The sequence below is a fragment of the Haloterrigena alkaliphila genome, from assembly GCF_017352155.2.
GTDB classification, from domain to species: domain Archaea; phylum Halobacteriota; class Halobacteria; order Halobacteriales; family Natrialbaceae; genus Haloterrigena; species Haloterrigena alkaliphila.
Genome location: NZ_CP071462.1, coordinates 3,604,603 through 3,619,247, shown reverse-complemented (window position 1 = coordinate 3,619,247; position 14,645 = coordinate 3,604,603). Strand labels below are relative to the sequence as shown.

Genomic DNA, 14,645 nt, shown 5'->3' with positions numbered 1-14,645 from the left:
TCTCGTCGCTCACCCGGCCCAGACGAGCGCGTAGAGGAACACGAACATGAAGTAGGTCAGGAAGACGGTGACGGCCGCCTTGACGTGGAACGTAAAGAGGTCGTACTCCTCGTCGTCGCGTTCGTCCTCGAAGGCGGCCTGCTGGTCCGCGGTGAGTTCGTCGGGGTGTTCGACGCCCAGATGAAACGTGGCGTAGCGTTCGCTCCGAAACGGGCGGCCGCAGTGGGGGCAGGTTTCGGCGGACGTCTCCCCGTCCGGTACGTCGTACTCGTGGCTCGTGACGTCCTCTGCGGACAGTTCGACGTCGGCGAGTCGTCCGGCGGTCATTCGTCCGACTAGTGGGCGGGCTCGAGGAAGTGTGTACCGGTGTTCGCCCGATCAGCCGGGGACGTAGACGGCCTCCACCGCGGGGAGGGAGACCAGATAGAGGCTCACGACGGTGAAGAAGATCATCACGACGACGAAGGGATACTGGCTCCGGATCGCCTGGAGTTTGCCGGGGAACAGTTCGAACGAGACGGCGTGGGAGATCCAGACGGCGAGGACGTGGCCGAGAAGGATTCCCGCGATCTCGACGTAGCCGAACCACGACGTCAGCGCGTACTGGATCGGGTTTTCGGGCGGATTCAGGGGTGCGGCCAGCGTATCGATCAGCGACGGCCACAGCGAGATCGAGAAGCCGGCGTAGTGGGCGAAGTGGTAGCCCGCCGCGATCGCGAGCAGCGGCGGCGCGAACCGGATCGCGAGGTATCGCCGGGAAAGGTACGTCTCGGCGCGCTCGCGGGTGCGTTCGGCGGCGATCCAGTAGACCTTCCAGAAGAGCGCGAAGCCAGCGAGCAACAGTCCGAGGTAGACCAGTTGCGGCGGCAGGCCGATCGCGACCAGCGCCTCGACGGTCCGAACCCCCGGTGTCGTGGCGACGAAGCCGCTGTAGGTCAGTTCCCAGACGAGGACGAGCACGAACGCCACCGCGGAGACGTCGGTGACGACGTCGTCGTCGCCGAGTCTCGCCCCGGGATACCGCAGCTCGAGGCCGTCCTCGGTCCGCTGGATCGGCGCGACCGCGCCGTAGAACCGAAACCAGACCGAGAGGGGGTCACCGCGCCGGAACCACGTCTCGGGGGTGAACGCGACCCCGCCGGCGATCGTGAACGCTGAGTAGGCCACCACGACGGCCGCGAGAGCCCGGGGCGAGCTACTCAGGGGCGCGACCAGCTCGAGCCAGATGAGCGTCAGTAACGCGGCGACGGCGGGCCAGGTTCCCAACCGTTCGGGGTAGGTCGCGTAGCCGTTCGGGAGGACGCTCGCGATTCGGCGCCACGGATTGAGCGCGGGCCACGGACTGCCCACGGCGTACGAGAGGATCGTCAACAGCGCGCGGCCGCCAACGAACGTCACCAGGACGGCCGCGCTGAAGTTGCCGATCTGCGGGCCGACGAATCCGACGACGACGACGAACGCTAGCGTGGCGACCCCGAGCGTCCCGAGCACCAGCGAGCCGGCCGCCCGGAGCTGATCCAATGAGACGGCGACCGCATCGTCGTGGAAGCTATCGATGATGCCGCGGTCGGTCACGAGCATCGTCAGCAGCGCCGAGGCGCCGATGACGCCGCCGCCGGTCGCGAGGTAGAGCCACGTCGGGACCGACGTTCCCCCGCTCCCGGTGTAGAGGCCGGCCGCGACGTTACTCGCCGCGACGACGCCGGCACCGACGGCGACGGCCACCGCAGTGAGCGCACAGACGAGCCCGATTCGGCGGGCGACGGCCGAACGTCTACTCATTATTGATCCGTTGGACTGGGATCCCATCTACGTGTCGCTTCCCTCGAGAACCGGCCGCGAGCCGACGCCCTCGATCGTTTGAGGAAGGTATAAGTGGCCGTCATCCGCATTGTACACCAATGGCTGACATCCGGACGTACACCCTCATATACATCGCACTGGTGGCGCTGGCGACGGGGAAGTTCGTCTTCTTCCACTTCGACGCGTTCACCTACCAGATGGCGCTGATCGGAACGATCATCCTGGCGATCGTCAAGGTCGGGTTGATCGCCGGCTACTTCCAGCACCTGCGCGAGGAGCCACGATCGATCTCCTACGTGATGGCGACGGCCGTGTTCATGGTCTTCCTGCTGACCATCGCAGCCGGCTACTCCATCCAGTAATCGCGTTCGCCGCCAACGACCTCCCTCCAGCGCCGTCCGCCATCGGTCTCCGGTTCTTCTCGACTCGAGTTTCGTCCGATCGCACGCCGCTCGAGTCGCGCGTCTCTCTAAAATTCTCGAGGAGCGGCGCTCCTCAGACCGGTTCGAACCGGTAGCCGTCCCAGTCTTGGCTCTCCGGTTCGCGGATGCCGGCGCCGGGCTCGCGGAGTTCCTCGACGGAGACGAGTTCGACCTCGTCGCCGGTCTCGATGTCGTCGGTCGTCGCCTGGCCGATCGCGCGGACCGACTCGCTCTCACCGTCGGCCTCCTCGCCGATCTCGAACTCGACGATGGCGAGGGTGTTCGGTTCGCGGACGCCGGGGGGCGTCGCCGTGCTCGTCGTCCACGTCACTACTTCGGCGGTGTACTCGCTGAGATCGATCGTTTCCACCGGCTCCGCGCCGTCCGGACCGCGCGGGTGGCCGGGATAGCTGATCGAACCGTCCGCGTACCGGTAGGCGTCCATGGTCATCGTGCGGCCTCCATGATAGTGGTAATAACGCAGTTGCCGAACCCGCCGACGTTACAGCAGAGGCCGACGTCCGCGTCGACCTGTCGCGGCCCCGCTTCTCCGATCAACTGTTCGTAGATCTCGACGCCCTGTGCGACCCCGCTGGCGCCCAGCGGGTGTCCCTTCGACTTGAGACCACCCGACGTGTTGATCGGCAGCTCTCCGGTGTCGCGCTCGGTGTACCCCTCCTCGACGAGTTTCCACGCTTCGCCCTGTTCGGCGAAGCCCAGCCCCTCCATCTGCAGGAACTCGAGGATGGTGAACATGTCGTGGAGTTCGGCGACGTCCACGTCGTCTGGCTCGTAGCCGCTCATCCCGAAGGCGCCTTTACCGCTCTCGACGACGCCACCCATCACGGTCGGATCCTCCCGTTCGTGGACGACGTGGGTGTCCGTCGCGCCGTCGATGCCCGAAACCACGACGTAGTCGTCCGCGTACTCCCGGGCGACCGCCTCGGAACAGAACAGGAGGGCGGCCGAGCCGTCGGTGACCGGACAGAAGTCGTACAGCCGCAGCGGATCGGCGATGATCGGCGACTCGAGGATCGTCTCGACGTCGACCGCTTTCTGGAACTGCGCGTGGGGGTTATCGACGCCGTTCCTGTGGTTTTTGGCGGCGACCCACGCGAGACTCTCTCGAGGCGCGTCGAAGCGCTCGAGGTAGTTGCGCGCCGTCACCCCGGCGAAGGAGGGCAGCGTGACGCCGTGTTTGTACTCGGCAGGGTGGGTGACCGACGCGATGATGTCGGTCGTCTCTGCGGTGGTCCGGTGGGTCATCTTCTCGCCGCCGACGAGCAGCGTCATCTCGCTCGCGCCACTGGCGATCGACTGCCAGGCGGCGTACATTCCGGCACCGCCGCTGGAACTCGTCTGGTCGACGCGCTGGGTGTACGCCGGCATCGCACCGAGATCGTGAACGAGGGCGTTCATCACGCCTGTCATGCCCTCGAACTCGCCGCTGGCCATGTTCGATACGTACAGGTGGTCGAGGTCGCCGCCGTCGGCACCCGCGTCTGAGAGGCACTCGAGGCCGGCTTCCGCGAGGAGATCGAGGATCCACGCCCCGTCGCGTTGCCCGAACTGCGTCATCGATGCGCCGATGATCGCTACATCTTGGATTGGTGTCATCCCGTCGACGAGTACCACGAAGTTCGGCGTAAAAATACGGCCCTGCGATAGCAAGTGTGGCGGCACAGCAGCGGTTTCCCTCCGTGGGGTGGTCGCTCGAGGCCCTGATCGCGGGTATCGTTCGAGACGGACGGTGGCACCTCGACGTTCGGGGAACGCAACGAGCGCCGTCGCTAGCGGGTGTCGCGAACGGTGAGAAGAAATGGAGTTCGTTAGTCGCCGCCGCCGAACATCTCGCGCATCATCGGGTGCATCTCCATCATCTGCTCCTCTGCGATCTCTTCGTAGAGCTTGTAGGTGATGGAGACGGCCAGCAGCAGGCCGGTCCCGGTGACGCCGCCGATGGTCCCGAGCATGTTCGCCCAGACGGCCAGCAGGCCGACCAGCGCGCCGCCGATGACGGTCACCTGCGGGATGTACCGCTCCATGACCTTCTCGATGACGCCGACGTTCTGTCGGAAGCCGGGGATCTGCATCCCGGAGTTCTGGATCTGCTTGGCGGTCGCCTCGGGACCCATGTTCGTGGTCTCGACCCAGAAGATGGCGAAGATCGCGCCGCCGACGATCATGAACGTCAGGTCGATGGACATGCGGATCAGCACCTGCCAGGCCTCCTGCCCGACGGCTGCCGTCCACCACATCCAGTCCTGAGGCGAGTAGATCGGCGAGACGTAGTAGAAGAACCCGCCGTCAGGCTGGCCCTGCGAGTAGCTGCCGAGCCAGGCGGGCATCCCGGCCCACTGCGAGTTCAGGATCTGGCCCATGAACTGCACGTTCGCCTGCAGCGCGCGAACGAGGATCATCGGCAGGACGCTCGCGTAGATGAGCTTCACGGGGAAGCGACCGCGAGCACCCTTGACGCGGGCGTGGCTGAGCGGGATCTCGACCCGCACCGACTCCGCGTAGACGACGATCCCGAAGATCAGGATCGTCGTCAGCAGGGCGACGATCTGACCCCCGCCGTCGCTGATCAACAGGGTCATCAGGCCGTCGCTGGAGACCAGCGAGCCGACCTCGATCTGACCGGTGAAGATTAGATACCAGTTGTAGAAGAACCCGCCTTCCGCGGGCTGGATGAACCCGGTGACGAGCTTCTGGCTCACGCTGGCGATGATGAACAGCCCGATCCCGCTGCCGACGCCCCACTTGCTGACGACCTCGTCCATGTACAGGAGGAGGACCCCGCCAGCGAAGACCTGGGCGAATATCAGCAGCTGGATCTGCGAGTAGCCGAGTTCGAGACCACCGAGGGCCAGCGACTGCTGGGCCGGAAGGAAGTCGCCGGCGAACACCATCGGGAGCGCCGTCAGCGCCGTCATGATGACGACGAGCAGCTTCTGCAGCCCCTGGTAGAGCACCTGGTCTCGCGGATCGTCGGTGTCGAGACCGAGCAGGTTCGCACCGCCGAGCAACTGCAAGACGATGCTCGCGGTGACGATCGGTCCGATACCGACCTGCAGGATCGAGCCCATCTCACCGGCCAGCACCGAGCGGAACTGGCCGAAGAGGTCGTTGGCCCCTCCCGTCTGTAGTCCGAGCAGGGCGATGTTCGTCAGGAAGAAGTACAACACGAGGATGCCGGCCGTCCACATCAGCTTGCGCTTGAAGGGAACGTGTCCCTCCGGACGGCGCACTGCGGGCATCCGCGTCAAGACCGGTTCGGCGGCTTCCTTCCATCCCATATGTTATTCCCCGTCCTGTTCAGCGTCGGCTTCGCCGTCGGCGTCGTCGGCCGCTGCCTCCTGTGCTCGTTCCGTCAGCAGCGCCTCGCCGTCGGCAGCCTCGAGTTTCTCCTCGGCGGCGTCCGAGAAGTCGTCCGCCGTGACCTCGAGGGCGTTGCGGACCTGACCGGAGCCGAGGACCTTCACGCGGTCGACCTCGTGGCCGTCCTCGACGACGTCGCGAGCGTCGATCGCGTAGCCGTCGTCGGTCTCCTCGGCCAGTCCGTCGGCGACGTAGAGGATCGCGTCCTCGTCGAGTTTCTGGACGTCGATCTCCGCGACCGCTTCGCGGATGTCCTGCGGTCGCTTGAAGCCGTGTTTACCCTTCGGTTCGTAGTTGTGGAATTCGTGTTTGTCGCGTCCAGCACGGCCGCGGCCGCCGCGGTGGCCCGCACCGCGTCGATTCTTGTGGGAACCGCCGCTGTGAGTCCGTGATCCGCGCTGGCGTCGTTTTTTGCTCGTCATGGTTATCGCATCGATTCTAGCAGGTCGTTAATCTGCCCCGTTGTATGCTTTCCGAGTTGACCGCCCTCGGCCGTCGGTTTCTTGATACCTTCGTGACCGCCTCGCGGCGGGTGAAGTCGCAGCGTCGGTGACAGTCCTTCGTCACGAAGTGTCGTCTCCTCATCGAGGAGCGCCTCGGCTAACGCGGCGAAGTCGTCGTACTCGGTGTTGTCGGCGAGCCACTCCTCGTCGACGTCCGACTGCTTCCCCTCGAGGGGTTCGGCGCGCTTTTCCAGCAGCGTCTCGAGGACGTCCTGGTCCGGTTCGCCGTAGGCGACGAAGTCGTTGACCTTCGTGATCATCCCCCGGTAGGTGTCGGTCTCGGGGACGAGCGCGCAGTGGTTGACGCTGTGGATGTTCAGCATCTCCAGCGTATCCTGTACGTCTTCCTGTCGGTTCACCTCACCGCGAACCTGTACGATTGCCTTCATCACTCGCTCACCTCGGCTTCCTCACGGTCGGTGGTGCCTCGCGAACGCGGGTGACGCGACTGCGAGGCGTTCTCGAGCGCGTTGAACGTCGCTTTCGCGAGGTTGACCGTCGTTCGGGTGTTGCCGTGGCTCTTGGTCCAGGCGTTTTCGATGCCGGCCAGTTCGAGCACGTGACGGACGGTGTCGCTGGCCGCCAGGCCCAGCCCCTCAGGCGCCGGGATGACGTCGACTTCGACGGAGCCGGCCTTGCCGGTCGTCCGGCGAGTCAGCGAGTGGGGCCGGTCGGATCGGTCCTCCCACGACCCGGAGCCGCGGGGGACCTTGATCATGTTCAGCTTCGCGATACCGATCGCCTTCTGGATGGCAGAGCCGACCTGATCGTCCCGACCCTCCGCGTAGCCGACGAAGCCGTCGCGGTTGCCCACGACGACGACGCATCGGAACTTCACGCGGCGTCCGGAGTCGGTCATCCGCTGGACCATGTTGATGTCCAGCACCTCGTCGTCGAGCCCCGGGAGGAGCTGATCGACGATTTCGGGCTCCTTGAGCGGGAGTCCCGAGTTGAGGGCGGCCTCCATCGTGTCGATGTCGCCCTCCTGGACCTTCCGGCCGAGACGGGTGACGGGTTCCCATCCGCTGTCGTTGTAGTTGCTCATTCGAGAATCGCCTCTCGTACCTCGTCGAAGTGTTCTGGGAGTTCGGTCGCGTCGAACTCGCCGCTGTACAGTGGCTCGTCTAACTGCTCGGCGTACTCGGCGATGTGTTCGCCGCGGGTACGCGACCAGTCCGCGAGCACGCTATCGTTGTGCGGAATCTCGAGGCCGGCGTCGATCGCCCCCTCCTGTACCGCGAACACCTTGTTCCCGGGCGTGGCCGTGTTGAGGCCGATGTCGAGGACCGCTTCCTCGAGTCCGGCCTCGACGGCTCGCTGGCCGGCCAGCAGGCCGGTCAGGTAGGCCGCGGAAATGTTACTCGTGGGGGCGTCCCAGCCGTACTCCTCGAGGTCGCTCGAGTGTGCGCTCGCGAGCGTCTCGTCTCCCTGAGGTCCGGGAGTGATCAGCTGCGCCGTAGTGTGCTTGTTGCTCTTACGAGCGACGAGGCGGGGCTTACCCGATTTCAGCAGGCGCAACCTCTGATGGTAGTCAGTCCGGACCTCACGGCGACGCCGCATCGGCACTTTGTATCGTGGTCCTGTCGCCATTATCGGTCACCGTAGTTTTCGTCGATGTAGTTCATCAGGTACCGGACGCTACGGAACTCCCCGCCGCCAGCCTTCTTGTAGAGCTCGCGGTACTGCGTGGGCGTCAGTTCGCCCTTGTCGCGGAGTTCGCGCAGCTTCCGGCGCTGTGCGCGAATCTTGTCCTGCCACTCTTCCTTCTCGTTCTGGCGTGCGCCCTTCTTGCCGCGGCGCTTGCCCGGGCCGTTCTGGTGGCCGTAGGAGCGCTTCGCGTTGCGCTCGCGGGCGCGACCGCGGGAGTTGCCCTTCGGCTCGTCGGCCTGAATGCGACCCTCGTCGACGAGTTCGCGGATCTCGTCGCGGGTGATCGCTTCGGCGATGTCGCCTTGCGCTTCGGGGTCCAGCCAGACGCGGTTCTGGCCGACGTCGAGGACGTCGGCAGCCAGTCGCTTCTGTGCGGAGAGATCAGTCATTGGATTCCACCTCGACTTCCTCGTAGGTCGGGTTCAGGACGCGAACGCCCTGTTCCTCGGCCTGCTCCTCGATGCGCTCGCGCTTGCGAGCGCCGACCGCGGAGGCGATCCGGACGGCTTCGCTGTCGCCGTCGACGCCCTCGAGGTCGTCGAGGTTCTCGACGTAGACCTCCTCGAAGCCGCTGGGGTGTTTCCCGCGGACCGCTTTGGGCGTGCGGTAGCCGGCCTGGACTTTCGGGCCCTTGCCCTTGACGCCGCGGCGCTGCTTGGACAGCTGACCGCGGGGTCGGCGCCAGGATTCGGGCGTCCGCTTCTTCTTGTGGTAGTCCTGTCGGTTGAACTGCGGTTTGCCGACCTCGCGCCGGCGCTGGAGGAGTCGCTGCTCGTCGTCGGAGAGGTCGGGCGTCTTCTCGGTCAGCCCGCGCGGCTGCAGCTCCGTCTCGACGTCTTCGTCGGGCTCCTCTTCTTCTTCGGCGCCCTCGTCTTCGATCTCGGCTTCGGTCTCCTCGGTGACCTCGAGGTCACCGACGTCGGCCTTGATCCGCGCGGCGAGCGCGTTGCCGATGCCCTCGGCCTCGGCCAGGTCGTCCTGGTCGGCCTCTTTGACGTCCTCGATGGACTCGAACCCGGCATCGCGCAGGGCGTCGGCCTTGCTCGCGCCGACGCCGCTGATGTCCTCGAGTTCCTGGGTCTCGTCTGCGGTGTCTTCGTCAGCCATCTATCAGGCACCTCCTTTGGCGGGTTTTTCGGTGATGTAGACCCCGTCCTGGAAGACGCGGGTGTCCTTGCCGCTGACCCGCGTCAGCTGCTCGACGTCCGCCGCCGTCTGACCGACGTCCTCCTTGTTCGGGCCGGAGAGGACGAGTCGTTCGTCGTCGACGGAGACGTCGGTGTCACCGTGGATAGTCGTACGTCGCGCTGCCTTTTCGCCGAGGAAGTTCTCGATGACGATTTCGTCGCCTTCCGCGCGGACCTGCATCGGGAAGTGAGAGTAGAAGACTTCCATCTTGTACTCCCATCCCTCGGTCACGCCGTGGAACGCGTTCGTGATGTGGCTCTCGAAAGTGCCGACGGTCGCGTTGGTTTTCGCGTCCTCGTTGTCACTCTCGATTACCACGCTGTCGCCTTCGACTTCGACGGTCACGTCGGGGTACCAGAGGCGGCGGGTAACGCTGCCTTCCGGTCCGTCGACGGTCACGTCGAGGTGGTCTTTCTCGACGGATACGTCGTCAGGGATGTCCAGTTCGACTCGCATGGTTAGTAGACGTATGCGATCACCTGGCCACCGATTCCCTGCTGACGCGCCTCGTAGTGGCTCATGATGCCACTGCTCGTCGTGACGACGAGCGCACCGAAGTCTCGAGCGGGGAGATAGCGCTTCTCCCACTTCTCGAAGTCGTCGGCGCCGACGCTGTAGCGGGGCTTGACGGGGCCACACTGGTTGATCGCTCCTTTCAGTTCGACCTCGAACTGACCGGCTTTGCCGTCGTCGACGTACTCGAAGCCGTCGATGTACCCGCGGTCGTAGAAGACCTCGAGTACGCTGCCGATCTCGTTCGAGGCGGGCGTTACCTCGTGACTGAGATGTCCGACGCTCTCGGCGTTGTCGAGTCCCGAGAGCGCGTTGCTGAGTGGATCGTTTCCGGTCATGTTATCGGTACTTCTTGAATCCCATGTCGCGGGCGATCTCGCGGAAGCACTGCCGACAGAGGTTGATGTCGTACTTGCCGACCAGCCCCTGTTTGCGGCCACAGCGCTGGCAGGCCGCTTCCTGCCCCGTGCGCTTCGCCGCGTGCTCGCCCGTGCGCTCGGATTCTACGTCGGTTTCGGTTTCGCTTTCACTCATCGTTTGCCTCCACGCTCACGTCGAAGTTCGCCTCGAGGAACGCGATCGCGTCCTCGGGGGTCAGTCGGTGTCGCGACGGGATCGAGCGGTTGGCTTTGTCGCGTTTGGAGACGCGGTAGCCCGGACGCACCAGGTTGACGGTGACGTCCAGCCCGTAGATCCCGACGTTCGGATCGTACTCCTGGCTCGGGAACTCGGTGTGCTCCTCGACGCCGAAGCTGAAGTTGCCCGTGTCGTCGAACTGACTGGCCGAGATGTTCGCGAGCGGGAGCGACTTGTCTAGGAAGTCGTAGGCGTCCTCGCCGCGAAGGGTGACCTTCGCGCCGATGGGGTCGCCCTGGCGAATGCCGAAGTCGGGTTCGGTCTTCTTCGCCTGCGTGCGGACGCTCTCCTGCTCCGTGACCTCCTCGATGATGTCCTCGGCCTTGCCGAGTTCGCGACCACCCTGTCCGACGCCCATGTGGACGACGACCTTCTCGACGCGCGGTTCGCGCATCTCGTGGAAGTCGCCGCCGGACTCGGACTCACTACTCATCGTCATCACCTTCGCTCACGGTTTCACCGTTCGCGTCTTCCGACGACGAGTCGTCGCCAGTGAAGTTCTCGTCGATAACGACGATGTACTCCTGGACGGTCTCGAAGCCGCCGTCGTCCGTGTCGACGCCGATGGTGTTCGGGCCGCTGCCCGGCGTGACGTCGATCGCGTCGATCTCGCCGATCTTGCCGCCGTGGTTGCCACGGACGGCCGTCACGAGCGCGCCCTCTTCGAACGGGAAGTGGGCGACGATCGACTTGTCGTCGTTGTCGATGACGATCGAGTCGCTCGCGTCGTACGCGTTCTCGTCGTCGACGGTGACGTTCGTCCCGTCGTGGAGGGTCAACTGCGTGGCCCCGCCGGGGACCTGCTGTTTGCCCTCGATCTTGCCGAGGCGACTGCCCGCGGCCTCGGCGTCGATCTCGGTCAGCGCGAGCCGACCGCCCTCGTCGGGGAAGACGCGGTAGTACTCCTCCCGACCGGGGAACGCGAGGATGTCGAAGATGCCGATCGGTCGCTTCTCGTCGTTGATCGGCACGCCGTTGACGAGGATCGCGTCCTCGCTCAGGGCGTATCGCGCTTCCTTCTTCGAGTCCACGTAGCCGAGCACGTCCCGCAGCAAGACGACGAGGGGAACGCCCTCCTCGCCGTGGGGACCGGCGCCGGCCTTGACCGTGAACGTCTCCGTCTTGCGCTCGACCGGCCAGGACTTCGGTACCGAGAGTCGTTTCTGGTGTTTCGTCATTCGCTATCACCTTCGAGGCGCGCCTCGCGACGCTCGTCCTCCAGATCGAGCTCCGTGATGCGGACGTTCGACGGGTCGAGGGGCCGTGGCACCTCTTCGCCGTCGGCCGTCTCGATCGTCACGTCCTCGACGTGGATCGTGCCGTCCTCGAGGATCGCGCGCAGAACCTCGCCGGTCTCGCCGGCGTGGTCGCCGCGCATGACCTCGACCGTGTCGCCCGCGTTGACGCGGGTTCGACGGGTGTCGTACTCCTCGCGGAGGTCGTCGGACAGCGTCGCGTGGAGCTGCTTTCCTCGCTCGTGCAGCGGTGCGCGCTCCGTCTGATTTCGCTGTTTGGTTGGTTGTTCGCTCATAGTTCTATACGATCATCGTCGCCGTGGAGGCGATTGCTCCGAAGCGTTCTGCGACCTCGCGGGCGATCGGCCCCTTGATCTCCGTGCCGCGGGGCTCCTCGTTCTCGTCGATGATGACCGCCGCGTTGTCCTCGAACTTCAGGCGCGTGCCGTCGGGCCGGCGGATCGACTTCCGCTGGCGGACGACGACGGCCTCGAGGACCTGGCGTCGCATCTCCGGGGTACCCTTGGTGACCGAGACGGTCACCTTGTCACCGATCCCCGCCTTCGGCTGGCGGTTCTTGGTGCCGTGGTAGCCCGCGACGCTGATGATCTTGAGTTCGCGCGCGCCGGTGTTGTCGGCGCACGTGACCAGCGACCCCTTCTTGAGTCCCTGGGTGACGTCGGCTTTCATCGCCTCCATCACTCATCACCCTCGTCTTCGGCTGCGGCGGCCGCGAAGTCCTCGTCGGAGAGCTCCGGCTCGGGCTCGGCCTGGCCGGTCAGCTCCGCGACGTCCTCCGCGGTCGCTTCGTCGGTTACTTCGACGACCACGTGCGATTTCGTCTTCGACAGTGGTCGGGTCTCTGCGATCTTGACCGTGTCACCGACCGAGAGCGGCTCGAGCACGCCCGGCACGTGTGCCGGGATGCGCGAGCGACGCTTCATGTACCGGTCGTACTTCGGTACAGCCACGTCGTACTCTCGCTCGACGACTACGGTCTTGTCCATGTCCGTCGAGACGACCAGCCCTTCGAGGATCTGACCTCGAACGGGAAGGTCGCCGTAGAACGGACACGTCTCGTAGTCGTATTCCTCCGGGTTATCGGGTTCCGGAGGGGTTTCAACGTCTAGTCCTATTGCCATGGTGAATCACCACTAGTTTCCGTGCGTCGGGCGGGTCGTGAGAGCAGCCGCGATCCATCGACCGTAACGTAGGCCACGTCCTCGCCGGCACCGTCCGGAATGTTCGATTGCTCGGACACCCCGGGTTGAGTATCGGCCAGTTTGGACGCAGTCCCCGACTCCTTGTCGGATTCCCGGATCGCATCCGGGAAGCCGTCGAGGTCCCCTCGACGGAAGTCGGCGGCTTCATCTGTGATCGCGAACTCGAACGTCGAGCCCGATTTCGGCACCATCACTACCCGAGAATTGCAGTTCTCACGGATCTCTATGGAGAGGGTCTTGGTGGTCTCGATGACCACTCGCCCCTCGAGGCCGACCCGCGAAGCGTCGTCACTCTCGACGACGCGGACGGGAAGTCCGTTGAGTTCGTGTCGCGGCAGGGTCTCGGGTGTCAGTGCCATCGTGTATCGATTACTCGTCGTCGAGGTCGCCTTCCTCTCGCTGGATCGTCTTGATCCGGGCGATAGTGCGACTCAGCTCGCCGATACGGCCCGGGTTCTCCGGGGCGCCACCGGCGGCCAGGACGGACTTCTGGTTCAGCAGTTCCGTCTCGAGTTCCTCGAGTTCCTCTTCGCGTTCGGCGGGCGTCATGTCGCGGATCTCTTCGACGTGGAGGATCGCCATCAGGCGTCACCTCCCTCGTCTTCGTCGTCCGTGTCAGCGTCCGCCGCTTCGTCGCCCGCATCGGCTTCAGCCGCTTCTTCGTCCGCGTCGACATCCGCCGCTTCTTCCTCCGCCTCGGCTTCCTCCTCGTCCATTTCCGCGACGAGTTCCTCGGCCTCGGCTTCGACGTCCTCTTCGAGTTCGTCGAGGTCCTCCTCGATCGGCGACTCGTCGGGGATCTCGACGTCTTCCTCGTCCTCGTCGGCCGCGACCTCTTCCTCGATGACTTCTTCGACGTCCTCCTCGAGGTCGTGGTCGGGCTCGACGGCGTCCTCGGCGGGCGCCTCCGCGCCTTCCGCGGTCGCCTCGGCCTCCTCGGGTTCGCCCTCGAGGAGTTCCTCGACGCCCTCGGCCTCGTTGGCCTCGACGGCGTCGGGGACGAGTTCCTCGGGGTCCATGTCCTCGTGGACGCCGAAGTCGTCGGGCAACTCGGCGCCCGGCGGGATGATCTTGACGTCGACCCCGATGGTCCCGAGTTTCATGACGGCGACGCCCTGGCCGTGGTCGACGACCTCTTCGGCGGGTTCGCCGTTGTGCTTGATGTAGCCCCGGTTGAACTTCTCGACGCGCGAGCGGGCGCCCGTGACCTTCCCGGAGAGGACGATCTCGGCGCCGAGCGCGCCGGCTTCCATGATCCGGTCGATCGTCGTGTGCCCGGCCTTCCGGAAGTACCAGCCCCGCTCGAGTGCGTTGGCCAGTCGGTCCGCGACGATCCGCGCGTTGAGGTCGGGTTCGTCGACCTCCTGGACGTCGATCTGGGGGTCCTCGAGGTTGAACTTCTCCTCGAGGGCCGTCGTGACCTTCCGGATGTTCTCGCCGCCCTTGCCGATGACCATCCCGGGCTTCTCGGCCTTGAGGACGATCTGGGTTCCCATCGGCGTCTTGGCGACGTCCATACCACCGTAGCCCGCGCGGCCGAGTTCTTCCTGGAAGAACTCGTCTATCTGGGACCGCTGCAGGCCGTTTTCGATGAATTGGTGTTCGTCAGCCATTAGCTATCATCCTCGTCCTCGGGTTCTTCGATTACGATCTCGACGTCGACTTGCGGCGTGTTCCACGACGACGCACGCCCCATCGCGCGGGGCTTGCGTCCGACCGATTCGCCGACCTTGTGGGCGGCGACGTGGACGATCTCCATCGACGCGCCGTCGAAGCCCTGGTGATCCGCGTTGGCTTCGACGTTCTCGAGGAGGTCGAGGAACTCGCCCGAGACCTTCTCGGGGTACTTGCCGGCGTCCCAGCCGTCGATGTCGGATCGGTGGCCGGCGCCTGCGTTGTGCGACTTGAACGGAACGGACTGCTCTTCGTCGACCACGCTCTGGAGGTACTCCTGAGCGTCTTCGACGGTGCGGCCCTTGATCGCGCGGGCGACCTCCTTGCTGTGCTTGTGGCTCATATGACGCTCCCGAAGCATCGCTTTCGCGGTGGCGTCCGGGTCCGCGTCGACTGAGTAGTTGATTCCCATACGGT

Annotated in this window: 24 protein-coding genes; 1 reads left to right on the top strand and 23 read right to left on the bottom strand. The window is 65.2% G+C overall.

Annotated features, from left to right (window positions below; translation table 11 throughout):
* Window positions 1–9: 9 nt before the first annotated feature.
* On the bottom strand, window positions 10–327 hold the full coding sequence (locus J0X25_RS36620) for a DUF7410 domain-containing protein (protein WP_207288798.1): 318 nt from the start codon (window positions 325–327) through the stop codon (window positions 10–12).
* Window positions 328–378: 51 nt separating this feature from the next.
* Window positions 379–1,782: a hypothetical protein gene (locus tag J0X25_RS36615; protein WP_207288797.1), complete on the bottom strand. Its 1,404-nt coding sequence runs from the start codon at window positions 1,780–1,782 to the stop codon at window positions 379–381.
* Window positions 1,783–1,901: 119 nt separating this feature from the next.
* Between J0X25_RS36615 and J0X25_RS36610 the strand changes: the two genes are divergently transcribed.
* A complete protein-coding gene (locus tag J0X25_RS36610; protein WP_207288796.1) occupies window positions 1,902–2,165 on the top strand; it encodes a cytochrome C oxidase subunit IV family protein in 264 nt (87 codons plus the stop codon).
* A 133-nt stretch (window positions 2,166–2,298) separates the two neighbouring features.
* Here the strand turns inward: J0X25_RS36610 and J0X25_RS36605 are convergent, their stop codons facing one another.
* From J0X25_RS36605 to J0X25_RS36505, 21 genes are all read right to left on the bottom strand, one after another.
* On the bottom strand, window positions 2,299–2,676 hold the full coding sequence (locus J0X25_RS36605) for a nucleic acid-binding protein (protein ID WP_207288795.1): 378 nt from the start codon (window positions 2,674–2,676) through the stop codon (window positions 2,299–2,301).
* Window positions 2,673–3,833: a thiolase family protein gene (locus tag J0X25_RS36600; protein ID WP_207290942.1), complete on the bottom strand. Its 1,161-nt coding sequence runs from the start codon at window positions 3,831–3,833 to the stop codon at window positions 2,673–2,675. Before J0X25_RS36600 ends, J0X25_RS36605 begins: the two co-directional genes overlap by 4 nt.
* A 221-nt stretch (window positions 3,834–4,054) precedes the next feature.
* Complete coding sequence (secY, locus tag J0X25_RS36595) at window positions 4,055–5,524, bottom strand: preprotein translocase subunit SecY (RefSeq protein ID WP_207288794.1); 1,470 nt, start codon at window positions 5,522–5,524, stop codon at window positions 4,055–4,057.
* A gap of 3 nt (window positions 5,525–5,527) precedes the next feature.
* Window positions 5,528–6,028: an uL15m family ribosomal protein gene (locus tag J0X25_RS36590; RefSeq protein WP_207288793.1), complete on the bottom strand. Its 501-nt coding sequence runs from the start codon at window positions 6,026–6,028 to the stop codon at window positions 5,528–5,530.
* Window positions 6,029–6,030: 2 nt separating this feature from the next.
* Entirely contained in the window at window positions 6,031–6,498 is a 468-nt protein-coding gene (locus J0X25_RS36585) for a 50S ribosomal protein L30 (protein WP_207288792.1), read from the bottom strand.
* Window positions 6,498–7,154 carry a 30S ribosomal protein S5 gene (locus J0X25_RS36580; RefSeq protein ID WP_207288791.1) on the bottom strand — a complete coding sequence of 219 codons (657 nt, stop codon included), beginning with the start codon at window positions 7,152–7,154 and terminating at the stop codon, window positions 6,498–6,500. Before J0X25_RS36580 ends, J0X25_RS36585 begins: the two co-directional genes overlap by 1 nt.
* Window positions 7,151–7,699 (bottom strand): 50S ribosomal protein L18, encoded by a 549-nt coding sequence (locus tag J0X25_RS36575; RefSeq protein ID WP_207288790.1) that lies wholly within the window; start codon window positions 7,697–7,699, stop codon window positions 7,151–7,153. The genes J0X25_RS36580 and J0X25_RS36575 overlap by 4 nt, the downstream gene beginning before the upstream one ends.
* On the bottom strand, window positions 7,699–8,148 hold the full coding sequence (locus tag J0X25_RS36570) for a 50S ribosomal protein L19e (protein WP_207288789.1): 450 nt from the start codon (window positions 8,146–8,148) through the stop codon (window positions 7,699–7,701). The genes J0X25_RS36575 and J0X25_RS36570 overlap by 1 nt, the downstream gene beginning before the upstream one ends.
* On the bottom strand, window positions 8,141–8,866 hold the full coding sequence (locus tag J0X25_RS36565) for a 50S ribosomal protein L32e (protein ID WP_207288788.1): 726 nt from the start codon (window positions 8,864–8,866) through the stop codon (window positions 8,141–8,143). Before J0X25_RS36565 ends, J0X25_RS36570 begins: the two co-directional genes overlap by 8 nt.
* Before the next feature lie 3 nt (window positions 8,867–8,869).
* Window positions 8,870–9,403: a 50S ribosomal protein L6 gene (locus J0X25_RS36560; RefSeq protein ID WP_207288787.1), complete on the bottom strand. Its 534-nt coding sequence runs from the start codon at window positions 9,401–9,403 to the stop codon at window positions 8,870–8,872.
* Window positions 9,404–9,405: 2 nt separating this feature from the next.
* The gene (locus J0X25_RS36555; RefSeq protein WP_207288786.1) at window positions 9,406–9,798 is read right to left on the bottom strand and encodes a 30S ribosomal protein S8; all 393 of its coding nucleotides are present in this window, start codon (window positions 9,796–9,798) and stop codon (window positions 9,406–9,408) included.
* Window position 9,799: 1 nt separating this feature from the next.
* Window positions 9,800–9,994 carry a 30S ribosomal protein S14 gene (locus J0X25_RS36550; RefSeq protein WP_207288785.1) on the bottom strand — a complete coding sequence of 65 codons (195 nt, stop codon included), beginning with the start codon at window positions 9,992–9,994 and terminating at the stop codon, window positions 9,800–9,802.
* A complete protein-coding gene (locus J0X25_RS36545) occupies window positions 9,987–10,529 on the bottom strand; it encodes a 50S ribosomal protein L5 (RefSeq protein ID WP_207288784.1) in 543 nt (180 codons plus the stop codon). Before J0X25_RS36545 ends, J0X25_RS36550 begins: the two co-directional genes overlap by 8 nt.
* The gene (locus tag J0X25_RS36540; protein WP_207288783.1) at window positions 10,522–11,274 is read right to left on the bottom strand and encodes a 30S ribosomal protein S4e; all 753 of its coding nucleotides are present in this window, start codon (window positions 11,272–11,274) and stop codon (window positions 10,522–10,524) included. Before J0X25_RS36540 ends, J0X25_RS36545 begins: the two co-directional genes overlap by 8 nt.
* Window positions 11,271–11,627 (bottom strand): 50S ribosomal protein L24, encoded by a 357-nt coding sequence (gene rplX / locus J0X25_RS36535; protein ID WP_207288782.1) that lies wholly within the window; start codon window positions 11,625–11,627, stop codon window positions 11,271–11,273. Before rplX ends, J0X25_RS36540 begins: the two co-directional genes overlap by 4 nt.
* A gap of 4 nt (window positions 11,628–11,631) precedes the next feature.
* On the bottom strand, window positions 11,632–12,030 hold the full coding sequence (locus J0X25_RS36530) for a 50S ribosomal protein L14 (RefSeq protein ID WP_207288781.1): 399 nt from the start codon (window positions 12,028–12,030) through the stop codon (window positions 11,632–11,634).
* Window positions 12,030–12,473: a 30S ribosomal protein S17 gene (locus J0X25_RS36525; protein ID WP_207288780.1), complete on the bottom strand. Its 444-nt coding sequence runs from the start codon at window positions 12,471–12,473 to the stop codon at window positions 12,030–12,032. The genes J0X25_RS36530 and J0X25_RS36525 overlap by 1 nt, the downstream gene beginning before the upstream one ends.
* Entirely contained in the window at window positions 12,464–12,913 is a 450-nt protein-coding gene (locus J0X25_RS36520; RefSeq protein ID WP_207288779.1) for a ribonuclease P protein component 1, read from the bottom strand. Before J0X25_RS36520 ends, J0X25_RS36525 begins: the two co-directional genes overlap by 10 nt.
* A 10-nt stretch (window positions 12,914–12,923) precedes the next feature.
* The gene (gene rpmC, locus J0X25_RS36515) at window positions 12,924–13,136 is read right to left on the bottom strand and encodes a 50S ribosomal protein L29 (RefSeq protein WP_207288778.1); all 213 of its coding nucleotides are present in this window, start codon (window positions 13,134–13,136) and stop codon (window positions 12,924–12,926) included.
* Window positions 13,136–14,167, bottom strand: a complete 1,032-nt coding sequence (locus tag J0X25_RS36510; protein ID WP_207288777.1) for a 30S ribosomal protein S3 — start codon at window positions 14,165–14,167, stop codon at window positions 13,136–13,138. Before J0X25_RS36510 ends, rpmC begins: the two co-directional genes overlap by 1 nt.
* Window positions 14,167–14,640, bottom strand: coding sequence for a 50S ribosomal protein L22 (locus J0X25_RS36505; protein ID WP_207288776.1), 474 nt, complete (start codon window positions 14,638–14,640; stop codon window positions 14,167–14,169). The genes J0X25_RS36510 and J0X25_RS36505 overlap by 1 nt, the downstream gene beginning before the upstream one ends.
* Between the last annotated feature and the right edge of the window lie 5 nt (window positions 14,641–14,645).

Bases quoted from the DNA above. Each gene is read 5' to 3' on its own strand.
- J0X25_RS36545 (WP_207288784.1), bottom strand. From the start codon at position 10,529: ATGAGTAGTGAGTCCGAGTCCGGCGGCGACTTCCACGAGATGCGCGAA.
- rpmC (WP_207288778.1), bottom strand. From the start codon at position 13,136: ATGGCGATCCTCCACGTCGAAGAGATCCGCGACATGACGCCCGCCGAA.
- J0X25_RS36590 (WP_207288793.1), bottom strand. From the start codon at position 6,028: ATGACGAGCAAAAAACGACGCCAGCGCGGATCACGGACTCACAGCGGC.
- J0X25_RS36620 (WP_207288798.1), bottom strand. From the start codon at position 327: ATGACCGCCGGACGACTCGCCGACGTCGAACTGTCCGCAGAGGACGTC.
- rplX (WP_207288782.1), bottom strand. From the start codon at position 11,627: ATGAGCGAACAACCAACCAAACAGCGAAATCAGACGGAGCGCGCACCG.
- J0X25_RS36555 (WP_207288786.1), bottom strand. From the start codon at position 9,798: ATGACCGGAAACGATCCACTCAGCAACGCGCTCTCGGGACTCGACAAC.
- J0X25_RS36525 (WP_207288780.1), bottom strand. From the start codon at position 12,473: ATGGCAATAGGACTAGACGTTGAAACCCCTCCGGAACCCGATAACCCG.
- J0X25_RS36610 (WP_207288796.1), top strand. From the start codon at position 1,902: ATGGCTGACATCCGGACGTACACCCTCATATACATCGCACTGGTGGCG.
- J0X25_RS36540 (WP_207288783.1), bottom strand. From the start codon at position 11,274: ATGACGAAACACCAGAAACGACTCTCGGTACCGAAGTCCTGGCCGGTC.
- J0X25_RS36550 (WP_207288785.1), bottom strand. From the start codon at position 9,994: ATGAGTGAAAGCGAAACCGAAACCGACGTAGAATCCGAGCGCACGGGC.
- J0X25_RS36585 (WP_207288792.1), bottom strand. From the start codon at position 6,498: ATGAAGGCAATCGTACAGGTTCGCGGTGAGGTGAACCGACAGGAAGAC.
- J0X25_RS36560 (WP_207288787.1), bottom strand. From the start codon at position 9,403: ATGCGAGTCGAACTGGACATCCCTGACGACGTATCCGTCGAGAAAGAC.
- J0X25_RS36615 (WP_207288797.1), bottom strand. From the start codon at position 1,782: ATGAGTAGACGTTCGGCCGTCGCCCGCCGAATCGGGCTCGTCTGTGCG.
- J0X25_RS36570 (WP_207288789.1), bottom strand. From the start codon at position 8,148: ATGACTGATCTCTCCGCACAGAAGCGACTGGCTGCCGACGTCCTCGAC.
- J0X25_RS36530 (WP_207288781.1), bottom strand. From the start codon at position 12,030: ATGGAGGCGATGAAAGCCGACGTCACCCAGGGACTCAAGAAGGGGTCG.
- J0X25_RS36510 (WP_207288777.1), bottom strand. From the start codon at position 14,167: ATGGCTGACGAACACCAATTCATCGAAAACGGCCTGCAGCGGTCCCAG.
- J0X25_RS36565 (WP_207288788.1), bottom strand. From the start codon at position 8,866: ATGGCTGACGAAGACACCGCAGACGAGACCCAGGAACTCGAGGACATC.
- secY (WP_207288794.1), bottom strand. From the start codon at position 5,524: ATGGGATGGAAGGAAGCCGCCGAACCGGTCTTGACGCGGATGCCCGCA.
- J0X25_RS36520 (WP_207288779.1), bottom strand. From the start codon at position 12,913: ATGGCACTGACACCCGAGACCCTGCCGCGACACGAACTCAACGGACTT.
- J0X25_RS36605 (WP_207288795.1), bottom strand. From the start codon at position 2,676: ATGACCATGGACGCCTACCGGTACGCGGACGGTTCGATCAGCTATCCC.
- J0X25_RS36575 (WP_207288790.1), bottom strand. From the start codon at position 7,699: ATGGCGACAGGACCACGATACAAAGTGCCGATGCGGCGTCGCCGTGAG.
- J0X25_RS36505 (WP_207288776.1), bottom strand. From the start codon at position 14,640: ATGGGAATCAACTACTCAGTCGACGCGGACCCGGACGCCACCGCGAAA.
- J0X25_RS36580 (WP_207288791.1), bottom strand. From the start codon at position 7,154: ATGAGCAACTACAACGACAGCGGATGGGAACCCGTCACCCGTCTCGGC.